This is a genomic window from Herbiconiux sp. FW305-C-125 (assembly GCF_058783455.1).
In genome coordinates this window covers 696,902-718,064 of sequence record NZ_JBYSYO010000001.1, presented here as the reverse complement: position 1 = coordinate 718,064, position 21,163 = coordinate 696,902, and the positions used below count along the sequence as shown (strand labels likewise).

Sequence of the window (21,163 nt, the reverse complement as noted above, 5' to 3'; positions counted from 1 at the left end):
TGGCGCGTGCCGCGATAGGCGGTGCCGGGGGAGGTGCGGACTACGCCCGGGGCGGAGCCACGGAGTCGCGCACGACCACGTGGGTGCCCAGTTCGACGACCGAGCCGGGCATGCCGGGGAGCGGCTTCTCGACCGCCAGGCGCGCCGCCTCCCAGCCGAGGTCGAACACCGGCAGGTGCACGGTGGTGAGGTTCGGGCGTATCTGCACGGCCACTTCGTTGTCGTCGTAGCCGACCACCGAGATGTCGTTCGGCACGTCGACCCCCGCGTCGTGCAGCGCGCGCACGACCTCGACGGCGTGGAAGTCGCTGTTCGCGACGATGCCCGTCACATCCGGGTGCTCCTCGAGCAGCCGGCGCGTGTTCGCGTAGGTCTGATCGATCGTGCGGATGCGGCGGCTGCTGTTCGGCTGCACCGACTCCCGGTAGGCCACCTCGAGTTCGAGGCCGTGCGCTGCGAGCGCTCGCTGCACGCCGAGCACCCGGCCCTCGGTGGTCGAGTGGTTGCGGAAGCCGCCGACCCAGGCGATGCGCCGGTGTCCCCTGGACGCGAGGTAGCTCGCGACGGCGAAGGCGCCGCCCTCGTTGTCGTAGCCGACGCTCAGCGCGCCGAGATCGGCGCCGGCATCGCCGGGGCGTGCGCAGAGCACCAGCCGGGCATCCACCTCACCGAGCATGGTCAGGTAGTCGCCGAGCCGGTCGGGGTAGTCGTCGACGAGCTGCCGGCCGCCGACGAAGACGAGGGCGTCGAGTTCGCGCTGGCGGGCGGCGAGGCGCACGATGTCGCGCTCGCGGTCGAAGTCGCCCTCGGTCGGGTAGATCATGCAGATGCGGCCGTTCTCGGCGGCGGCGGCGTCGATGCCGGCGGTGACGCCCGACACCAGTGACGACCGCACGTCGGTCACGACCACACCGATGGTGCGGGTGGCCTCGCGCCGGCGCGCTCGGGACTCGGAGTAGCCGAGCTCGCGCATGGCGCCGACGACCTTCTCGCGCGTGGCGCCGGAGATGGGGTAGGTGCCGGACAGCACGCGTGAGGCCGTCGACAACGAGACGCCGGCGAGCGCCGCGACCTCGCGCAGGTTCGCGCGCCGAGCAGGATTCTCGGGAGCTGCCTTCATCGCGACCTCCTCACGCTTTCCACGTCACCGACCCTAGCTCAGCCCATCCGGAGCCGGGTCACCCCTTGATGCCATTCGCCATTCCCACACTGCGGAGGAACTGGCGCTGGAAGATGAGGAACAGCACGATCGGAATGATGAGGGACAGGAACAGCGCCGCCATCATGGCCGAGTACTCCAGCGACGGCTCGACCCGGGGCAACGCCACCGAGATCGGCTGCACGTTCGGATCCTGCAGCACGAGCAGCGGCCAGAGGTACTCCTTGTAGGCCGACACGGCGCTCAGCAGCGCCAGCACGCTGAGGATGGGCCGGGACAGCGGGATCACCAACGACCAGAGCACCCGAACCGGGCCGGCGCCGTCGATGCGTGCCGCCTCGATGAGCTCGCGGGGGATGGAGTCGAAGAACCGCTTCGCCAGCACGAGCGAGAAGGCGCTGGCGCCGGCCGGCAGCCACACCGCCCACATGGTGTTGAGCAGGCTGATGCCGAAACCGGGCAGGTCGAGCACGGTGAGGTAGAGCGGCACGAGCGAGATGACGCCGGGGATGAACAGGGTGGCGAGCACCGCCCAGTACACCACCGCACCCCACCGCGGCCGGAGGATGGAGAGGCAGTAGGCGCCGGTGACGCAGACCACCAGGGTGACGGCGGCGCTGCCGAGCGCGAGCCACAGCGTGTTCAGGAGGTACTTGAAGATGCCGAGCTCGTTCCAGACCACGCCGTAGTTCGACAGGTCGATCCCGGAGGGCCACCAGGCGAGCGGGTCGCGGATGAGGTCGCCCGTGGTGGAGATCGACGCCTTGGCCAGCCAGACGAGGGGGAACACCGAGGCGACCACGAGGCCCACGAACACGAGGATCTGGATGATCCGCAGTGTCCAGCGCACGCTCGGGCTCCGACGATCGCCCCACGACACGGCCGAGCGCGTGGCTTCCTCGTCGCTGCCGCGGGCGCGACGCCAGAAGAACCGGTCGCGCACCGTCGCCGTGGTCTCCTCGGGAATGTCGAGGTCAGTCATTGTCGCTCCACCTCCGGGTGGCGAACTGGTAGGCGATCGAGATGAGCGCCAGTGCGAGCGCGAGCATGACGCTCAGCGCGGCGGCGGCGCCGTAGTTGGAGTTCACGAAGCCGTACTGGTAGATCATCATCAGGATCGTGATCGACGCGTTGTTCGGCCCACCGCCGGTCAAGAGCTTGGGCTCGTTGAAGACCTGGAGGGTGCCGATGATCTGCAGCAGCAGGAGGATGAGCACCACGCCGCGGATCTGCGGGAGCGTCACGTGCCAGATGCGGCGCCAGACGCCCGAGCCGTCGAGCTCGGCCGCCTCGTAGAGTTCTGGGCGCACGCCCCCGAGCGCGGCGAGGTAGATGATCACGGCGGTGCCGGCGCCGGCCCAGGTGGCGGCCAGCACCATCGACGGGATGACCATCTGCTCCGAGTTCAGCCAGGCGAAGGGGCCAAGGCCGAAGGTGCCGAGGATCGAGTTGAACAGCCCCTCCTCGCCGGGCAGGTACATCACCTTCCAGAGCAGGATGCCGACGACCGGCGGAATCACGACGGGGAGGTAGGCCAGGGCGCTGTACAGGCCCTTGCGGCGGCGGAGTTCGGCCATCACCACGGCGAGCGCCAGCGGCAGCGGCGCGCCGATCACGAGCGAGATGCCGGTGAAGATGAGCGTGTTCACGATCGCTTTGGGCAACACCGGATCGGTGAATACGAACTCGAAGTTCGACCAGCCGACCCAGGAGGTGACGAGGAAGTTCGTCTTCTGCAGCGACAGGACGACGCCGCGCAGGATCGGTCCCCACGAGAAGTACGCGAAGACGATGACCAGAGGGGCCGCGAAGACGATGGCCCAGACCCCGCCCCCCTTCACCCAGCGGGAGAAGCGGAGCCGGAGGGTACGGCGAGGTGCCGCCCCGGCTCCCGAGCGGGTGTCCGCTCGGGAGCCGGGGGTGGCAGTGCGTTGCTGCGTCATGAGTGAGAGTGCGCTCCGGTCATCCCTGCGAGATGATTCGTTCGGCCCGCGACGACGCATCGCTGATGAGGGCCGGGATGTCGGCGCCCTCGTCGGTCAGCGCCTGCTGCACGGTCGGTGCCAGGTCGGCGTAGACCTCCTGCGCCCGGGTGGCGGGCTCGGGCACGAGCGGGATCACGTTCAGCGAGTCGGTGTACCCCGTGAAGTGCGCCGGGTCGACGTTGATGTAGTCGGCGATCCACTCGCGGTACTGGTCGTACGCCTCCTGGCTGAGCGGCGACAGGCCGGGCAGCCCCACCACTCCGCCGTCGGCGACGATCGCCTTCGCGTCGGCCACGGCCTTCTCCTCGTCGGTGTACTTGCCGAAGTAGTAGAAGTCCACCCACTCCGTGGCGGCGGCGAGCTGCTCCGGCGTCGACTTCGGGTTGAACATCTGCACGTTACCGGAGAGCAGGGCGCCGTAGGGGCCGCCCTCGGCCTGCGGCACGTGGGTCGCGCCGATCGTCGAGAGGTCGAGGTCGTAGACGTTGTTCAGCCACTCGTAGGTCTGCACCGGTGCGATGAACATGCCAGCACGGTTCGCGGCGTACTCCTGCATCAGCGTCTTCAGGCTGAACAGCACGGTCGAACCCATGGACTTGTCGTCCCAGTACATGTCGTGCACGGTCTGCAGGGCGGCGACGCCCTGGTCGCTGTCGAGCGTCACCTCGGTGCCGGTCGGGTCTTCGATCGTTCCGCCCTGCGAGTAGACCGTGGCGGTGTAGATCCAGCCACCCTGGCCCTCTTCGGTCATCTGGAGGTATCCGGGCACCCCGGTCTTCTCGGTGATCGTCTTGGCCGCGGCACGCACCTCGTCCCAGGTCGACGGCGGGTTGTCGGGGTCGAGCCCGGCCTGCTCGAAGAGCTGGCGGTTGTAGATCAGGCCGAGGGCGTCGACCGAGGTCGGGATGCCGTAGATGTTGCCGTTGTCGTCCTGGGCCTGCTTCAGCGTGTCGGGGTTCACCTGGTCGGTGATGCCGAGCGGTTCGACGATGCTCGTGATGTCGGCGACCTGGCCGTTGTCGATCACCTGCTTCGTGTTGGTGAACGGGACGCTCATGACCGTGGGCATCGTTCCGCCGGCCACGAGGGCCGAGAACGAACCGGTGTCCCAGCGGGTCTCGCTGGTCTCGATCGTGACATTGGGGTGCGCCTTCTCGAAGGCGTCGACGGAGTCGAGGAACTGCTTGCGGGCAGCCTCGGCCTGGGTGCTGGGCAGGTCGCCCACCGTGATGGTGACAGGCGCGTCAGGGTCGAACTGCGGGGTGGAGGAGGTGGCGGTCGCGGTGCACCCTGCTGCTGCGAGCGCCACTGCGCCAACAGCGACAGCGGCGACGCCGTGTCGAATCCGGAGCTTCATCGTTGAGTCTCATTCTCTCGTGGGCACGATCTCTTGGGCTGGCGGCGTCAACTTTCGACCCCGCGATTGGCGATGCTAGTTGAACTATTTCAAATGTGCAAGGATGGGGTGAGCACCGCACTTCGAACCAGGAAAGCGAGATGATGGCTGAAGAGACAACGACGTCCATTGCAGATGTCGCTAAGCGCGCCCGAGTCTCCGTCGGTACGGTCTCCAACGCTTTGAACCATCCTGAACGAGTCACCAACGCCACGCTCCGGCGCGTGCGCGCCGCGATCGACGAATTGGGCTGGACGCCCTCCGGTCGCGCCCGCAAAGCGCCCGGCCGGCTGGAGACCATCGGGGTCGTGCTGGTCGACGTCTCGTCGTCGCGGGCGGCGGTGCTGGAGGGCATCCAGGAGCGCATCGGCCGAACCGGCGTCGAAGCCCTCACGGCCTTCACCGGCGGGGACGACGAGCGGCTCCGCGGTGCGCTCAACGCTTACGAGCGGCTCGGCATGCAGAGCATCATCCTGGAGTCGGGCGAGGGCACCGATCAGCTGGCCGAGTCGCTGACCTCCCGCGGCATGGCCGTCGTCATCGCGGGCGAGTCCGTCTCACCCCGATTGTCGGCCGCGGCCGCCGACGACGAGAGCGCCTGCCGCCTGGTGATCGAGCACCTGCTGGCGGGCGGGCGGCGTCGCATCGTGCTCGCACAGGACGGTCGTGAATCCGCTCGATCCACCCTGCGCGCGGCCACCGCGCGTGCGACGGTGGCGGAGGCCGGACTCGATCCCGACGCGGTGCTCATCGACCAGGTCCTCCCGGGCCATGGTGCAGCCGGCGGGCGAGCAGCCGGCGATTTCCTGCTCGACCGGCGCGTGCAGTTCGACGCCCTCGTCTTCCCCGACGACTCCTCGGCGATCGGCGGCTGGCAGAACCTCGTCGCCCAGGGGCGGGCGGTGCCCGGCGACGTCGCCGTCGTGGGGTGCGGCGACTCGCCCGAGGCCGCAGCCGTCGGCATCTCGACCGTACGTCTGCCGCTGCATGCCGTCGGCTACCAGTGCGCCGAGTTGCTGCTCACGCAGCGGCGCGACCCTCGCTCCGCTCGGGTGAAGCAGGTGCTCCCGGTCGAACTCGTCGTGCGGGAGTCCTCCCGATGAGCCTCGATCCGCTGCTCCTGCGCACGCTCGCCGGGGTGGCCGACTGGGCCGACTACGAGCGCGCCATCGCGACCATCACCGAGGGGTACCGCCCGCCGGCGGTCGAGGTGACGCCGAGCACCGCGCCGGGGCCGCACGGTGCCGTGCCCCTGCGGCTGTACCGTCCATACGACGCGGCTGAACGGATGCCCGCGCTCCTCTGGGTGCACGGTGGCGGTTTCTCGGGCGGCTCGGTCGACATGCCGGAGGCCGACGTCGTCGCCCGGGAGCTCGCTCATCGTGCGGGCGCCCTGGTCGTGACCGTCGACTACCGGCTGGCCGGGCCCGGAACCCTCTTTCCCACCGGACTCGACGACGTCCAGGCGGCCTGGAACTGGCTCGTCGGTGCCGCCGCCGACCTCGGCGCCGATCCGGCGCGACTCCAGCTCGGCGGATGCTCGGCCGGCGGCAATCTCGCCGTCGCCGCCGCCCGTCGCCTACTCGATGCCGGGCAGCCGGGGCCATCGGGCCTCCTGCTCGGCTACCCCTGCCTGCACTTCCCGACGCCGGCCGTCGAGGGGCTCGAGGTCGACGAGCTGCCCGCCGTGCTCCGCTTCACCCCCGGCCAGTACCTGGCGGTCGTTCAGGGCTACCTCGGGCGCATCCACGACATCCCCACCGCGGCCATGCCCGGGCAGGGCTCGGTCGAGGGCTTGCCGCCGACCCTCCTCGCGCTGAGCGCGGTGGACGAGCTGCGCGGCTCGGGCGAGTTGTTCGCCGAGCAGCTGCGCTCGGTCGGCGTCCCGGTCGTCGTCGACGTCGCCGAGGGGCTCCCGCATGGGCACCTCAACATCCCGCCCGTGCCCGTTCTGCCGGAGATCGATCGCAGCCTGGCCGTTCTGGCGGCGGCGCTCCGCGCGGGGTCACCTGCATGAGCTGGGCGGCGCAGTTCATCTCCCCGCCGGCCGACAGTGGGGCGGCCCCGCTCTTCCGGCGCGAGGTGGCGCTGCCCACCGATCACGGAGGCATCGCCTCCGCGCGGTTGCGGCTCTCGGTGCACGGGGTCTGCGAGGCCAGCATCAACGGCCGGCCGGTGTCGGACGAATTGCTGACCCCGGGCTGGACGAGCTACCAATGGCGCACCCGCTTCACCGAGCACGACGTGACGGCGCTGGTGCAGGGCGACGCGGTGGTCATCGGCATCCGGGTGGGCAACGGCTGGTACCGCGGACACCTCGGCTGGGGCGGCGGCCGGGCGTTCTACGGCAGCCGCCTCGCCGCGATCGCCGAGTTGCGCATCCGCTTCGCCGACGGGCACGAGCAGATCGTCGCCACCGACTCGCAGTGGCGCACCTCGACCGGGGCGACGCTCGCCGACGATCTGTACGGCGGGCAGGAGATCGATGCCCGGCGGGAGCAGGCGGGGTGGGATTCGCCCGGCTTCGACGACTCCGGCTGGGCGCCGGTCGAGCAGTTCGAGGCCGACCTGACACAGCTCGTCGCGTCGGCCGTTCCGCCGGTGCGGCGACTGCGCGAGATCGCCCCGGTCGCGATCGGGTCGAGCCCGAGCGGACGGGTGATCGTCGACTTCGGGGAGGACATCGTCGGCTGGGTGCGGCTGACCGCGTCCGGTGCTGCCGGCACACGCATCACGGTGCGGCACGCCGAGGTGCTGGAGGGCGGCGAGCTCGCGACCCGGCCGCTGCGCTCGGCGCGAGCCACCGACGTCTATACCGCGAGCGGCGGCGTCGACGTGTTCGAGCCCACCTTCACCTTCCACGGCTTCCGGTACGCCGAGATCGACGGCTGGCCGGGTGGGGCGGATGCGCTGCTGACCGCCGACCCCGCCGACACCGGGGTGACCGCCGTGGTCGTGGGGTCGGACCTCCGCCGGATCGGGCGGTTCGCCTGCTCGGACCCGGACCTCGAGCGCCTGCACGAGAACGTCGTGCGGAGCATGCAGGGCAACTTCCTCGCCCTGCCGACGGACTGCCCGCAGCGCGACGAGCGGCTCGGCTGGACCGGCGACATCGCCGTGTTCGCCCCGACGGCGGCGTACCTGTTCGATGCGCAGGCGTTCCTCGCCGACTGGCTCCGCGACCTGGCCCTGGAGCAGGCGGCTCATGACGGGGTGGTGCCCTACGTGGTGCCCGACCTGTTCACGTTCACGGGCATCCCGACCGAGCTCGAGCCGTACGATGCGACGGCGATCTGGGGCGACGCCGCCGCCTGGGTGCCCTCGGCGCTCTGGTGGGCCTACGGCGACCCGGCGCTGCTGCGCGAGACCTACCCGTCGATGGCCGCCCACGCGCGCCGGGTGCGTTCGCTGCTCTCCGCCGACGGGGTGTGGGACACCGGCTTCCAGTTCGGTGACTGGCTCGACCCGGCGGCGCCGCCGGACAACCCGGCGGCCGCAGCGGCCGACCCCGGTGTGGTGGCGACCGCCTCGGCCTATCGCACCGCCCGCATCCTCGCCGACGCCGCGGCCGTGCTCGGGCACGCCGACGACGTCGTGGAGTTCGAGGAGCTCGCCGCGTCGCTCCGGGCCGGGTTCCGGGCGGTCTACGTCGGCGATCGGACGATCCGCAGCGACTGCGCCACGGTCTACTCCCTTGCCATCGTCTTCGGGCTGCTGGCCGAAGACGACCTCGGCTGGGCCGGTGACCGCCTGGCCGAGCTCGTGGCTGCCGCCGGGCATCGCATCTCGACCGGATTCGCGGGCACGCCGTTCGTGCTCGACGCCCTCACCAGCACCGGGCACGCGGACGCGGCCTACGCCCTCCTCCTCCAGCGCGAATGCCCGTCGTGGCTCTACCCCGTGAGCATGGGGGCGACCACCATCTGGGAACGCTGGGACAGCATGCTCCCCGACGGCACGGTGAACCCGGGCGAGATGACGAGCTTCAACCACTACGCACTCGGCGCCGTGGCCGACTGGATGCACCGATCGATCGGCGGCCTGGCGCCGCTGGAGCCCGGGTACCGCCGCATCCTCGTCGAACCCCGCATCGGCGGCGGGCTCACCTGGGCCGCCACGAGCCTCGACACCCCCTTCGGGCTCGCGTCGGTGCGCTGGGAGCTCGACGGAGACGGCCGGGTGCGGATGCTCGTCGTCGTGCCGCCCGGGTCGTCGGCGCTCGTGCGGGTCGGCGACGACGAGCGCGAGCTGCCCGCAGGGGAGCACGAGCTGACGGTGCCGAGGCCGGCGGCGTAGTCCGGCAGGACAAGGACGAAACGCATGCACACCGCACCTGCAGCCGAACTCGTGATCTTCGACCTCGACGGCACCCTGGTCGACTCCGGCGCGAACATCCTCGCGGGGCTCCGGGCGACGTTCGCCGAGCTCGGCCTCCCGGTGCCGGGCGACGAGGAGCTGGGGCACTACATCGGGCCACCGGTGCGGCAGTCGTTCCTTGCCCGGGCGGGGCTCGGCCGTGACGAGGCCGAGGCGGCCGGGCGGCTGTACGGACGCATCTCCGACGAGCACTTCCGCGACGGGGTGACCGTGTACCCGGGCATCCGCGACGCCCTGGTGGCGCTCGCCTCGCGGGGTGCCGCGCTCGCGATCGCCACCTCGAAGCCCGAGGCCCAGGCGTTCGCGCTGCTCGACGAGCACGGCCTGCGGGAGCGCTTCGCCGTCGTCGTCGGCTACCTGCCCACGGGGGAGCGCGAGTCGAAGGCGGCGATCATCCGCGAGGTGCTCGATCGCGTTGCGTCAGCGTCGGGGCCGGCGGTGATGGTGGGGGATCGGGAGCACGACCTCGACGGGGCCGCCGCGAACGGCATCGACTCGGTGTGGGCGGGCTGGGGTTACGGCCGCGCGACGGAGGGGGCGACGGCCACCCGCACGGTGCTGCGCCCCGATCAGCTCGCGGAGACGGTGGGCGAACTCCTCGACGGCGCCCGCCGCGCCGGCCTCAGCTGAAGCGCAGGACGGCGGCGACCACGAGCGCGGCGGCGCCGAGGAGCACGACCGCGCCGGCCGTGATGCGGAACACCCAGCTACGACCGAGCCGCTGCCACCCGGTCTCGAGCTCCGGCCGGTAGAAGCGCCCGCGCCGCGAGTACTGAGTCCTGGTCACCGGACGACCGTACCCGGCGGCCACGCGCCCGACCGGGCGAAGGGCGGAGGGTTCACCCCGCCCTTCACCCGCGCCGCGTCACGGCGTGATCGTGATGAGCTGCGTCGTGGTGTCGAAGGTCACCGTGTAGCCGAGCGCCTGGTGGAACAGCGACGCGGGCACGTGCACCCGGCCGCCCACCAGCACGGGCGGCGCATCCAGATGGATGCTCGTCGCGCCGTAGTGGGCCGTGCTGCTGCCGATCTGGGCGATGAGCGAGGTGCCGCCGTAGACGGCGACGAACCACTGGGTGTCGGGCCGCCACTCCGGGCGGCCGCCCGTCGCCTCCGCCACCCAGAACGCGGGCACCATCGGGGTGCCGTTGCTCGCGATGCTCGGCTGCGCCACCCGGTCGTACTTGCCCGCGACGAGGAGGCCCGGCGAGGGCAACGGCACCTTCACCACGCCGATCTCGTCGATCGTGAAGTCGCCGGGCGTACCCATCGTGTCGACGCGGATCTGCCGGATCGTGCCCACCCACCTCGGGTTGCCCCACACGGCGACGTAGGCCACGCCGAACTCGTCGTTCGCCGCGTCGTTGATGATCTGCACCCCTTTGTCCTGGGTCCAGCTGCCGTCGGCCTCGGTGGTGAAGAAGAGGTATTCGGCGGGGGTGTCGCTCTTCATCCGGATCTTCACCCACGGTGCCAGCTTCGCGTCGATGCCGAGGTGGTCGGCCGAGACGATGCCCGGGTCGGTGCCCGTCGAGGTGCCGGTGAGGTAGCCGCCGGCCACCTGGATGTTGATCACCTGGTGGTTGCTGTCGTCCTCCCAGCCCTCGGTGTCGCCATCCGTGTCGAAGGTCCAGTGGTGCCAGTAGTCGTCGGGCTTCGCCGGTGCGGGAATCTCCCGCAGGGGTTGCGTGCGGCCGGCCGGGTAGAGCTTGTTGATCCGCGCCAGCTGCGTGGCCGTCGGCACCACGTTCGACGGGCCCGCGGTGGTGCCGAAGACGTTGCGGATGCCGTTGACGTAGCCGAAGCCCGCGAGCGCACTCGGCATGACGAAGTGGCCCTCGCCGAACTCGTTCCAGTTGTCGACCAGCACGAGGGAGCGCCCGAGGCTCGTGCTCGGCAGCGTCGGGATGAACTCGTCGCGCACCCAGGTGGCGTTCGCCTCGTAGGTCGGCACGTCGGCCCACAGGCCCGGCGTCAGTGCCCACGGCTGCTGGTCCTGCCCCATCGAGATGGTCGGCAGCACATCCACCACCGCCGTCGTGCTGCGCCACTGCAGGAGGTTCATCTGGTAGGCGTCCTCGAAGGCGGCGACCGATCCCACGCTGTACTTGTACTGCGCGGTGACGCCGACCGTCGCGGCGTCGCTCAAGGGCTGCGGCGTGATGAGGATGATGTCGTCGAAGCCGGCGTCCTGCACCGCGGCGCGCAGGAAGTCGATCTCGGCCTTCACCCCGGCGGTGGTGCCACCGAAGGTGTCCTTCATCTTCTGGAACGAGAAGATGGAGAACACCGGCTTGTTGTCGATGACGAGGTAGTTCGGGTCGCGGAAGTAGTACTCGATCCAGAACGGCACCATCACGGTGCGGAAGTCGCTGCTGTTCGTGGCGCCGCTGCCGATGTTCTCGTACATGATGGCGAACTTCAGCATCGACTTGTACTTCGCCTTGAAGAGGCCGTCGTGCAGGTGGTGCCCGAGGTAGGGGAACTTGATCGGCTGCCCGACGCCGTCAACCGGCCGGAACCAGCAGGAGAGCTCGAACGACACCCCGTTCTCGACCAGCCACTTGATGCACCAGTCGGTCAGCTCCGGGTCGCCCTCGTCGTACCAGCCGAGCAGGGGCTTCCGGCTCGGGTACGGGGTGATCGCATCCCAGCCCTGGTGGTGCCCCTCCCGCCAGCCGGCGAAGGTCTGCACCCCCACCTGGTAGTCGCCGGTGTCGACCGGTACCGGGGTGGGCACGTAGTCCGCCGGCTCCGAGGAGGTCTGGAAGAGCCGGATGTCGTCGAGGTAGACCTTGCCCTGCGTGCCCGCAGCCACGCTGAAGGTCACCGTGTCGATCGAGGTGGCCGTGGGGATCGCCACGCCCGCGGCCGCGGTCTTGCCGTTGATCGCGATGGTGGCGACGCTGTTCTGCGGGTCGACCGAGATCACGACGTCGTACCAGAGGTTGGCCTTGCAGTCGTAGCAGGCGACCGGGGAGCCCGAGCCGTCGGTGTAGGAGATGACCCCGGATGCGACGGAGAGCTGTGCGCCGGGCGTGCCGCCGCCCGAGAGCGTCGCGGTCAGCCCCTGCGCGCCCAGCGGGGCCAAGAAGCGGAACGAGAAGGTGAGGTCGCCGGTCTGCGCGGGAACGCTCCGCGCGAACACCGCCGGCGCGGTGGCCGCGGTCGTGTCGACGAGCAGGCTGTACTTGTCGGCGTAGGTCGAGCCGTGCAGCTCCTTCACCGAGAACACGGCGCCGGCGCCGGTCATCGACCAGTCCGTCGGCACCGACCCCACGGGCACCGTGATGAACGACTCGTTGGCCAGGTAGCCGCGGTGGATGCGCACCGCATCGAAGTAGAAGTTGCCGGTGTAGGCATCCGCCGTCTGCACCGCGAAGGTGTCGAGCACGGTCGACGCCTGGCTGAACGGCACCGCGCTCGCGGCCGAGACGCCGTTCACGAAGACCGATACGAGGTTCTGGTCGATGTCGGCGACCACCCGCACCCCGACCGGTTGGGCCAGGCTGTAGCTCGCGAGGGTCACGGCGCCGCTCGGCGACTGCAGCGTCAGCGCCGATGCGGTCGCGGCCACCACGATCGCGTTCGTGGCGATGGTGCCGGCCGAGCCCGCGGCGCCGATCGTCCAGGTCACGCCGTTCAGCTGCGTGACGGGCTCGAACCGGAAGTCGACGGTGATGACTCCCGCCGTCTGCGCCAGGAACCGCTTCTGCATCACCACGGGCATGCTCGGGTTGCTGTCGGTGATCTTCGCCCAGCGGTTGTACGCCGCGCTGAAGCTGCCGCCGGCCTGCCGCACATCCCACCCCGACGGCACCATCAGCACCGGGTCGGTGACGAGGTTGGGGAACTGGAAGTCCTCATCCATCAGGTAGCACGTCGTCCCCGGCGCGCTCTGCACGCCCGCCGGCACGAACGACGGCAGCGCCGCCGCGACCGCGCGCGGTGCCGAATCCTGCAGCAGCAGGCCGGCGGCGGATGCGGCGGCCGCGATCGTGAAGAAGGAACGCCGGGTGAGTCCCCGGCCCTGGCTGTGCTCCTGACCCTCCGGCGGTGGTGGCGTCTGCGCGTGAGCGGCGTCGTTCATGTGGACTCCCTTATCCCCAGTACCCCGATGCCAGTTCATAAACGTGAACTGGCATTCTTAATAATGAACTTGCGCGATGAAGCTACCGGGTACGCGAGGTGGAACGCAAGAGGGGTCGCCGAAGAGCCCGCCGATCGGCGGGAGTGTGACAGGGGGGAGTTACGGGCGGATGAGCGTCTCGAGCTCGGCCATCGAGCGCCGCAGGGACTCGTAGATGTCGAGCGGCCACTCCGCGGTGGTGCGCGATGTCGGCATGGTGAGCGAGATCGCAAGCTGGGTGTCGCGGTCGCTCACGAACGGCAGTGGAACGGCGACACAGCGGCAGCCGCTCATGTACTCCTCGTCGTCGACGGCGTAGCCGTCTTCGTGCACGCGGTCGACCAGGGCGAGTAGTTCGTCGACGTCGGAGACGGTGTGCTCGGTGAGGTGGGCCAGGGGCGCGGCGGCCCGCAACCGGCGTTCCGCCTCCTCGCGGGGGAGCAGGCTCAGCAGCGCCTTGCCGATGCCGGTGGCGTGCGCGGGGAGCTGCATGCCCACCGAGGAGGCCAGTCGCATGGTGCGCGCCGGCTGACTGATGGCGATGTAGGTGTTGTTGACGCCGTCGAGCTGCGCCAGCTGCACCGTCTCGCCGACGCCGGCGGCCAGCTTGTCCATGATCGGCCGCACGATGCCGAGCAGGTCGGTGTTGCCGCGGAAGTTCTGCCCGACCTGCCAGGCTCGGAGCCCGAGCGAGTACTGCCGGGTGCGCGGGTCGTGGGCGACCCAGCCGGTGGAGGTGAGGGTCTGCAGCAGCCCGTGGGCGCTGGAGCGGGGGATCGACAGCTCGGTGAGGATCTCGCCGAAGCTCACGCTCTCGTGCTCGCTGACGAACTCGATCAGGCTGAGTGCTCGTTCTGCCGATTTGACGCTCGTGGCCTTCTCGTCCGTCGCCATCGCTGCCTCCTTCGGCGCACATCGTCGCGCATTCTCATCGGCGTCCGCCGATCCCGTCGATAGGATCACGATACAGCGAGATGAACTCTTGACCGGCATTTTCGATCAATAGTTCAGCTACGTGAACGCTAATCCCTTGACATGAACCATGATGGTCTGTAAGACTTTCGAGCGCTTACTCACCGGCTGCCGAACCCGACGGCCGCCGACTCATCGTGGAGGACATATGGTCGAGGTTCAGACGCCTGAACGAGTGGTGGCAGCGGTGGTGATCGCCACAGAACCCGAACCCTCGGTGCGTCGCCCGCGCCGCCGCAGCATCAGCTGGGGCGCCTACCTCGGGCTGGCTCCGCTCGTCGTCATGCTCGGGGTGTTCTGCTACTACCCGGCCGTGAGCGGCATCTGGCACTCGTTCTGGAACTGGAACCCCGGCGGCGAATCCATCTTCATCGGCGTCGACAACTACTCCGCCATGCTGAGCGACCAGCTGTGGTGGGAGTCGTTCAAGAACCTCGGCATCATCTTCGTGTTCGGCATCGTCTCCTGGGTGATCCCGCTGGCCGCGGCAGAACTGCTCATCAGCCTCCGCAGCGAGCGGGCCCAGTTCGTCTACCGCACCCTGCTGATCGTGCCGATGGCGTTCCCCGGTGTGGTGACGGCCCTCATCTGGTCGTTCCTCTACCAGCCGAACGAGGGCGTCATCAACAAGGCGCTCGAAGCCGTGGGGCTCGGGGGGCTCGCCCAGAACTGGCTCGGCGACCCACACCTGGCGCTCCTCGCGCTGCTGTTCATCGGCTTCCCGTTCGTGGCGGGGCTGCCCTTCCTCATGTTCTACTCCTCGCTCCAGAACATCCCGAAGGAGATCTTCGAGGCGACCTCCCTCGACGGGGTGAACCGCGTGCAGCGCCTTTTCATGATCGACCTGCCGCTGATGGGCCGCCAGGTGCAGCTGCTGCTCGTGCTCGTCATCATCGAGACCCTGCAGTACGGCTTCATCGCCTACATCCTCACCGCCGGCGGCCCCGACAACGCCACCACCGTGCCGGTGCTCCGGATGATCAACGAGGCGTTCTCGGGCGGCAACTGGGGGTACGCCGCGGCGCTGTCGACGACGCTGTTCGTGTTGACCGTGTTCTTCAGTGCCATCGTGGCCCTCGTCCGCCGCCGCGACACCACCACCAACGTGAAGGGGATGTGAGACCGATGGCCACACTGTCCGTCGAATCGCCGGCCCGGGGCGCCCGCCCCCGCCGTAACAGCAGGCGGTCGCGCTCCACCGTGATCGTGCACGTGCTGCTCATCGCCATCGTCGCGGTGGGCCTCCTGCCCTACCTCTTCGTGCTCACAACCTCGGTGAAGTCGAACGAGCAGTTCGCGGTGAGCTACTGGACCCCGACCTTCCCGTTCCACTTCGAGAACTACCTCAGCGCCTGGAACCAGATCGCGCCGTTCATGGCGATCTCGATCATCGTCGCCCTCATCTCCATCCTCGGGATCGTCGCCCTCAGCCTGGTGTCGGGCTTCGTGCTCGCCCGGTTCCGCTTCCCGGGGCGGCAGTTCTTCTTCATCATGGTGGTGGCGCTGCTCATGGTGCCGGGCATCGCGAGCCTCATCCCGCTGTTCGTGATGATGCGCGACTTCGGCCTCCTCAACACCCTCTGGGTGCTCATCCTGCCGCGCATCGCGGGCGGCGCGGTGCTCGGCACCATTCTCATGAAGACCTTCATCGAGGGCATCCCGCAGGAGCTGTTCGACGCCGCGCGGGTCGACGGCGCCGGCACCGGGCGGCTGTTCCGCTCGATCATGCTGCCGCTGTCCCTCCCGGTCGTCGGCACGGTGTCGCTGCTGACCGTGATCGGCGTGTGGAACGACTTCTTCTGGCCACTGCTCACCGTCACCAACAACGCGCTGAAGCCGGTGAGCGTGGGGCTGCTGTTCTTCCAAGGGCAGGCGGGCACCGATTACGGGGCCATGTTCGCGGGCTACATGATCGCGAGCCTGCCACTGCTGCTCCTCTTCCTCTTTCTTTCGAAGTACTTCCTGGCGGGCATCCAGGGAGGGCTCCCCGGTTCGCACTGACCCGCGGGTTCGCAGTTTCCAGAGGCACAATCACAGAAAGGCACTACACCCATGTCACGAAAGCTCACGACGATCACCTCGATCGGGGTGATCGGAGCCGCCGTCCTCGCGCTGGCGGGCTGCGCGCCCGCATCCGATGAGGGCAAGACCACCATCACCATCGCCGGACCCAATCAGTGGAACACGGATGCGCAGAGCTTCGGCCCCGCGTGGGAAGACCTGGTGGCGCGGTTCGAGAAGGCGGAGCCCAACATCAAGGTGGACACGGTCGTCCTCCCGTTGAGCGAGTTCTACCAGACCCTCTCCACCCAGCTGGCCGCCGGCACGGCCCCCGAGCTGGTGTTCAACCAGGCCTCGCACAAGCCCGACCAGGTGGTCTCGCTCGACGACTACTTCGAGGCGCCGAACCCCTACATCGAGGGCAACACGAAGTGGATCGACGCCTTCAACCCCGACTACATCGGCGGTGACAAGAACGCCGGGCGCAACGCAGCGCTGCACTACGAGTTCGTGCCGTTCAACCTCTACATCAACGGCCTCTACTACAACAAGGACGTGTTCGACGCCGCCGGCATCGACGCTCCGCCGACCACCTACGGCGAGCTGATCGATGACTGCAAGGCCATCAAGGCCGCCGGCTACACACCCCTGGCCTTCGACAACAGCTACCTGGCCCAGAACAACGTGGTGAAGCCGATCACCTCGATGCTGCTCACCAAGTACTTCGACGAGCTCAACTACTACGGGCCCGACGGCAAGCCGGGCACCTCGAGCCAGATCTCGGTGAAGGACTTCGCGAAGGCCGTGCTCACGGGCGAGTTCACCCCGCAGAACACGCCCGAGATCGGTGAGGCGTACAAGCTCGCCAAGCAGGTCGTCGACGAGTGCGCCACCCCGAACTGGTCGGGCGTCGCCACCACCGGCGCGGCGTTCACCGGCGCGCAGGAGTTCCTCTCCGGCAAGGCCGGCATGTCGTTCGGCGCGAACTTCTCGGCGAACAGCCTCGAGGACGTGGGCTGGGACTACGGCGCGATGCCGTTCCCGACCGTCACGAAGGAGGACAGCCCCCTGGCGACCGGTGAGCCGGCCCGCTCCGGTGCGAGCACCGGTGGCACGAGCTACATGATCCCCGCCACCACCAAGGGCGACAAGCTCGACGCGGCGGTCAAGTTCCTGCAGTTCGCCTCCAGCCCCGACGGCATCCAGCCCTGGCTCGACGCGACCGGCGGCATCCCGGCGATCGCCGACGGCAAGGCCGCTCCCGGACTCGAGGCGCTCACCTCGGGCGACTGGGCACTGAACCCCACGGTTCCGCAGCCCTCGCTCTCGCCCAAGGCCGTGCTCGGTCAGGCGATCTACACCGGGTACCTCACCGGCAACAAGTCGCTCGACGACCAGCTCACCGAGACCCTGGACCAGTGGACGACCGGAGCCAAGGAAGTCGCGGCCGACGGCAAATGGACGGATGACTGGGTTCAGCAGTAACCCCGGAATCCCTGATGGCCCGGCCGGCGGATCGACACCCGCGGGCCGGGCCCGTACCTGGAGGTATTGATGCTCCGAGTCGCACTCGCCGGCAGCGGCTGGTGGGCCCACCACGCCCACCTCCCAGCGATCCTCGCGCATCCGGAGGCCGCACTGGTAGCGGCGGCCGACCCGTCGCCGGAGCGGCTCGCCGCGCTGACGGCGGTCGTTCCCGGGGTGCGCACGAGCGGCACCGTCGAGGAGCTGCTGGCGCCGGGCGACATCGACGTGCTGGTGGTCGCCTCGCCGGCCGCGTTCCACCACCCGGCGGCGCTGGCAGGCCTCCGGGCGGGCGCGCACGTGTTGGTCGAGAAGCCCTTCACCCTGCACTCCGCCGAGGCGCACGAACTGGTCGATCTCGCGGCCGAGCGCGGCCTCGGGCTCACCGTGAGCCTGCCCTACCAGCACACCAGGGCCGCGTCGACCGCGCGCTCGCTCCTCGCCGCCGGCGCGGTGGGCCGCCTGGTCGCGGTGCACGCGGTGTTCGAGTCGTACACCGGCCCGCTCTACCAGGGCGACGTCGACGAGTATCTGCGACGGGTGAACCGGCCGCACGCGCTGGCACCCCTCCCCGGCACCTACGCCGACCCGGCGATCTCAGGCGGCGGACACGGTCAGTCGCAGACGAGCCACGTGGTGTCGGCCGTGCTGGACACGGTGGCCGCGCGCCCGGTGCGGAGCACCGGTGAGTCGGCCTACGCGGCGCCGGGGATGGACGTGGCCAACGCGATCGCCGTGCGGCTCGAGGGCGGCGCGGTCGCGAGCATCCTGTCCTCCGGTGCCACACCGCCCGGGCAGCTCGCGCAGCAGAGCATCAGCTACCTCGGCGAACGCGGGTCGCTCCGCCACGACCTCGCACGGGCGACGCTCGACTGGACGACCGTCGACGGCGACACCGGCCGGGTCGAGCCGGGAGCCGGCGAGTCCACCTACCCGAACGGGGCCCCGGTCGCCGCGCTCCTCGACGCGGCTGCCGCCGCGAAGCGCGACGGAACGGTGGAGGGACTCCGCGAGCTCACCCGCGGCGCCGAGCGCGCGGCCTGGGCGGTCGAGATCATCGAGCAGCTCTACCGTCCGGCGGCGGGCGCCTCGACGGTGGACGACTGAGCGGAGCCCGGATGCGCCGGGATCGCGCCGACGAAGCGGTGCGCCCCGCTCGTGACGGCCCAGCGCTGTTCGCCGAGGTGCACGGTCGCGGTCGCGCCCACCGGCACCTCGACGTCGATCTCGATCACGCCGCCGGTGCGGCGCCAACTCACCGCCGCGCGCCCGAGGGGCGTCAGCACGCTCGCCTTCGCCGACTCGAGCTCGAGCACGGCCGGCGCGATGCGGATGCTCCGCCAGCCCGCCGAGGCGGGGGAGAGGCCGGCCACGCCGGAGTACAGCCAGTCGTCGATGGTGCCGAGGAAGTAGTGGCCGTGCGAGCGGGCATCCGGGCTCCAGTGCTCCCACAGAGAGGTGGCGCCGAGCTCGACCCAGTGCCCCCAGCTCGGGTAGCCGGTCTGCTCGGCGACCGCCAGCGCGGTGCCGGCGTGGCCGAACCGGGTGAGCTGCGGCAGCAGGTACTTCGTGCCGAGCGCGCCGGTGTTGAGGCGATGACCGTTCTCGGCGATCTCCCGCGCCAGGGTGTCGGCGACCGCCTGCCGGTGCTCGGGCGGCAGCAGGTCGAAGGCGAGGGCGAGCACTTGGTGGGTCTGCCGGAAGCCGGCGTCGCCCCGGCCGGCGACCCGGGCATCCTGTGGCGCGAAGAAGGTCTCCACGAAGCGGATGCGCCACCGGGCGGCCTCGTCGGCGAACCGCCGCCCGTCGAGCCCGAGCACGCCCGCGGTTCGGGCCGCGATGTCGAGGCAGGCGATCACGAACGCCGAGGCCGCGATGCGCGTGTCTTCGGGCGCGTTTCCGCCGCCCGGGTCGGCGTCGGGACTCACCCAGTCGCCGAGAGTGGTGTCGGCGATGCGGTCGGGCCAGCGGGCCAGTTCGAATTCGAGGTAGGCGCTCGCGTCGCCCCAGGTGTCGGCGAGCACCCGCACGTCGCCGCGCTGCCGGTAGAGCTCCCAGGGCACGAACAGCAGCGACGCGTGCCAGGTGGGGGCAGGCGTCCAGTCCATGGTCCAGCCGCCGTGCGGCGCGATCACCTCGGGCGCCCCCGAGCCGTGCCGGGAGGCGGCGATGTCGGCCGCCCATTTCGCCAGCAGCTCCTGGCAGTCGAGGTTGAGCAGCATGAACTCCGCGCCGAGCATCCCGTCGCCCGTCCAGCCGTTCTTCTCGTACATCGGGGTGTCGGTCGGCAACCCGTGCAGGTTGTTCAGCACGGTGGCCACGCTGAGTTCGTGCAGCCGGTTCAGCAGCGGGCTCGAGCTGTGGAAGATGCCGGTGCGGGCGACGGCGGTGTGCACGAGCTCGGCCTCGACGTGTGGCCGGTTCGGTGCCGTCACCTCGACGAAGTGGAAGCCCTGGTAGCCGAAGCGCTGCACCCACTCGAGCGGCTCGCCGGCGAGCGTGATGCGGCACTCCTGGAAGCGACCGGCGTAGTACCCGGCCGGGTCGTCGGCGTCAGGCCGGCCGTCGGCCCGCAGCTTCTCGCCGGCGCTGACGGTGACCACCTCGCCCGGCGCTCCGGCCAGCTGCATTCGCACCCGGCCGGCGATCACCCGCGGAAACCGGAACAGCCACCGGCCCGGCGCCGTCTGCTCCACGTACTCGGGCGCGAACCGCTCCGCCACGGCCACGGGTTGCTGCCGCCGGTTCACGGCCCGGCCGCGGGGGCCGCGGGCGCGGCTCGCCGGCCGCCAGTCGCGGTCGTCGTACCCGGCACGCGAGAAGCCGGGGCGGTCGGCGCGGGCATCGAAGTCCTCGCCGCCGTAGAGATCGTCGTAGCGGGTCGGTCCGTCGATCGCGCGCCACTCGTCGTCGGTGCGCAGCAGCACCTCGCCGTCGGCAACGAGCAGGATGCGCACGCAGGGGTCGTCGTGCCAGGGCGCCGTCTCCCAGTTCCAGGTCGACGCCGAGCTCATGCCGTAGAAGCCCCGGCCGAGTTCGACGCCGAGAGCGTTGGCGCCCGGCACCAGACGGTCGGTGACGTCGGTCACCACGTACTGCGTCGTCACGTCGTAGTCGGTGAAGTCGGGGGCGAGGGTGAAGCCGGGCAACTCCTCGCCGTTCAGTTCGGGCCGCGCGTACCCGCCGGCCGCGACCACGAGCAGGGCCGACTCGGGCATCCGGCTCACCGTGAACTCGCGGCGCAGCAGCGGCGCAGCGCCGTCGGCCGACGGATGCGCGATCCAGCCGGCACCCCGCCAGTCGCCGTCGAGCACCCCGGTCGTGAACGTCGATTCGGCGACCGTGTCGCCGCGGTCGGTGCGCACCGCGACCCGCCAGTCGTACCGTGTCAGCGACCGCAGCTCGGGCCCGTCGTACTCGACGTCGACACCGGGGGCGCCGGACGCGTCCTCCTTGGTCCAGAGCGGGTCGCCCGGGGCCGACAGCACGTCGAGACGCCAGCCGAGCACCTGAACCGGCTCGCCGTCGCCCTCGACCTGCCAGCCGAATCGCGGCCGCACGTCGATGCCGAGGGGCGCCGGGCTGTGCTCGACGGTGAGGCCCGCCAACCGGATGCCCAC

At 70.1% G+C, this 21,163-nt stretch carries 16 protein-coding genes; 8 read left to right on the top strand and 8 right to left on the bottom strand.

The features are described from left to right. Window positions 1-40: 40 nt before the first annotated feature. Genes AC3WLB_RS03625 through AC3WLB_RS03610 form a run of 4 tightly spaced genes read right to left on the bottom strand, consistent with a single transcriptional unit; the run spans window position 41 to window position 4,501 of the window. Window positions 41-1,120 carry a LacI family DNA-binding transcriptional regulator gene (locus AC3WLB_RS03625; protein WP_492503361.1) on the bottom strand — a complete coding sequence of 360 codons (1,080 nt, stop codon included), beginning with the start codon at window positions 1,118-1,120 and terminating at the stop codon, window positions 41-43. Between the two features lie 58 nt (window positions 1,121-1,178). Beyond that, window positions 1,179-2,141 (bottom strand): carbohydrate ABC transporter permease, encoded by a 963-nt coding sequence (locus AC3WLB_RS03620; RefSeq protein WP_492503359.1) that lies wholly within the window; start codon window positions 2,139-2,141, stop codon window positions 1,179-1,181. Further along, window positions 2,134-3,102, bottom strand: coding sequence for a carbohydrate ABC transporter permease (locus AC3WLB_RS03615; protein ID WP_492503357.1), 969 nt, complete (start codon window positions 3,100-3,102; stop codon window positions 2,134-2,136). The genes AC3WLB_RS03620 and AC3WLB_RS03615 overlap by 8 nt, the downstream gene beginning before the upstream one ends. 19 nt (window positions 3,103-3,121) lie before the next feature. Beyond that, window positions 3,122-4,501, bottom strand: coding sequence for an extracellular solute-binding protein (locus AC3WLB_RS03610; RefSeq protein ID WP_031284078.1), 1,380 nt, complete (start codon window positions 4,499-4,501; stop codon window positions 3,122-3,124). 140 nt (window positions 4,502-4,641) lie between these two features. Here AC3WLB_RS03610 and AC3WLB_RS03605 point away from each other — a divergent pair, with 140 nt between their 5' ends. Genes AC3WLB_RS03605 through AC3WLB_RS03590 form a run of 4 tightly spaced genes read left to right on the top strand, consistent with a single transcriptional unit; the run spans window position 4,642 to window position 9,547 of the window. Further along, complete coding sequence (locus AC3WLB_RS03605) at window positions 4,642-5,643, top strand: LacI family DNA-binding transcriptional regulator (RefSeq protein WP_492503354.1); 1,002 nt, start codon at window positions 4,642-4,644, stop codon at window positions 5,641-5,643. Further along, window positions 5,640-6,557, top strand: a complete 918-nt coding sequence (locus tag AC3WLB_RS03600; protein WP_492503352.1) for an alpha/beta hydrolase — start codon at window positions 5,640-5,642, stop codon at window positions 6,555-6,557. The genes AC3WLB_RS03605 and AC3WLB_RS03600 overlap by 4 nt, the downstream gene beginning before the upstream one ends. Next, window positions 6,554-8,836, top strand: coding sequence for a family 78 glycoside hydrolase catalytic domain (locus AC3WLB_RS03595; RefSeq protein WP_492503350.1), 2,283 nt, complete (start codon window positions 6,554-6,556; stop codon window positions 8,834-8,836). The genes AC3WLB_RS03600 and AC3WLB_RS03595 overlap by 4 nt, the downstream gene beginning before the upstream one ends. Before the next feature lie 24 nt (window positions 8,837-8,860). Beyond that, entirely contained in the window at window positions 8,861-9,547 is a 687-nt protein-coding gene (locus tag AC3WLB_RS03590) for an HAD hydrolase-like protein (protein ID WP_492503348.1), read from the top strand. Here AC3WLB_RS03590 and AC3WLB_RS03585 read toward each other — a convergent pair. The 3 genes from AC3WLB_RS03585 to AC3WLB_RS03575 all read right to left on the bottom strand — a co-directional run bounded on the left by AC3WLB_RS03585 (window position 9,540) and on the right by AC3WLB_RS03575 (window position 13,940). Further along, entirely contained in the window at window positions 9,540-9,704 is a 165-nt protein-coding gene (locus AC3WLB_RS03585; RefSeq protein ID WP_492503346.1) for a hypothetical protein, read from the bottom strand. The two genes, AC3WLB_RS03590 and AC3WLB_RS03585, sit on opposite strands and share 8 nt — an antisense overlap. 78 nt (window positions 9,705-9,782) lie before the next feature. Further along, window positions 9,783-13,007: a stalk domain-containing protein gene (locus AC3WLB_RS03580; protein ID WP_492503344.1), complete on the bottom strand. Its 3,225-nt coding sequence runs from the start codon at window positions 13,005-13,007 to the stop codon at window positions 9,783-9,785. A 159-nt stretch (window positions 13,008-13,166) separates the two neighbouring features. Beyond that, window positions 13,167-13,940: an IclR family transcriptional regulator gene (locus tag AC3WLB_RS03575; protein WP_492503342.1), complete on the bottom strand. Its 774-nt coding sequence runs from the start codon at window positions 13,938-13,940 to the stop codon at window positions 13,167-13,169. Between the two features lie 226 nt (window positions 13,941-14,166). Between AC3WLB_RS03575 and AC3WLB_RS03570 the strand changes: the two genes are divergently transcribed. The 4 genes from AC3WLB_RS03570 (at window position 14,167) to AC3WLB_RS03555 (ending at window position 18,650) form a co-directional block, all read left to right on the top strand. After that, entirely contained in the window at window positions 14,167-15,138 is a 972-nt protein-coding gene (locus AC3WLB_RS03570) for a carbohydrate ABC transporter permease (RefSeq protein WP_492503340.1), read from the top strand. Window positions 15,139-15,143: 5 nt separating this feature from the next. Continuing rightward, the gene (locus AC3WLB_RS03565; RefSeq protein ID WP_083890426.1) at window positions 15,144-16,019 is read left to right on the top strand and encodes a carbohydrate ABC transporter permease; all 876 of its coding nucleotides are present in this window, start codon (window positions 15,144-15,146) and stop codon (window positions 16,017-16,019) included. A gap of 51 nt (window positions 16,020-16,070) precedes the next feature. After that, a complete protein-coding gene (locus AC3WLB_RS03560) occupies window positions 16,071-17,504 on the top strand; it encodes an ABC transporter substrate-binding protein (RefSeq protein WP_492503337.1) in 1,434 nt (477 codons plus the stop codon). A gap of 69 nt (window positions 17,505-17,573) precedes the next feature. After that, the gene (locus AC3WLB_RS03555) at window positions 17,574-18,650 is read left to right on the top strand and encodes a Gfo/Idh/MocA family protein (protein WP_492503335.1); all 1,077 of its coding nucleotides are present in this window, start codon (window positions 17,574-17,576) and stop codon (window positions 18,648-18,650) included. Here the strand turns inward: AC3WLB_RS03555 and AC3WLB_RS03550 are convergent. Beyond that, window positions 18,611-21,163, bottom strand: a complete 2,553-nt coding sequence (locus AC3WLB_RS03550) for a family 78 glycoside hydrolase catalytic domain (RefSeq protein WP_492503333.1) — start codon at window positions 21,161-21,163, stop codon at window positions 18,611-18,613. The genes AC3WLB_RS03555 and AC3WLB_RS03550 overlap by 40 nt on opposite strands.